This window comes from Haloferax sp. Atlit-6N (genome assembly GCF_003383195.1).
In the GTDB taxonomy this organism is placed as follows: domain Archaea; phylum Halobacteriota; class Halobacteria; order Halobacteriales; family Haloferacaceae; genus Haloferax; species Haloferax gibbonsii.
Genome location: NZ_QEQJ01000444.1, coordinates 1 through 429 on the forward strand (window position 1 = coordinate 1; position 429 = coordinate 429).

The following is a 429-nucleotide window of genomic DNA, read 5'->3' on the forward strand; positions in this document are numbered from 1 at the left end:
CGTGTTTCAATGTTTGCGATGGGAGTGGCCGACACTGAGCCAACCTCACTGACCCACTCACGGCGACCGAAGTTATCGACAATCAGGACTCGCTCATCCGTTCGGGACGCGATCCGAAGTGACGTCGGCCACCCCAGATACCCGTCTCCGCCAGTAACGATGATCGTCATTGGTTACTCTGTATGTGAGTTACTACGCATCTGGTATATGTTTATCGATTGAGGGCACCCACTGGATTTGCATTGACTACGGGTCGTCGATTCCTCCGGGTTAAGGACCCCTTAATAGGAGCAAATACAGTTCTACTACTGGAATCAAACCAAATCGTAATTATTGTCCGACCGCCAATTAGGACGCTCTTAACCACAGTTTCATTCGTAGAGAAACAATTATATGCCACTCTTCATTACTCGCTGATAGTTAGGCACG

At 49.0% G+C, this 429-nt stretch carries 1 pseudogene; it reads right to left on the reverse strand.

The features are described 5' to 3' along the window. Positions 1 to 170: pseudogene (locus DEQ92_RS24630) on the reverse strand (UDP-sulfoquinovose synthase); the annotation flags it as partial. Positions 171 to 429 lie beyond the last annotated feature (259 nt).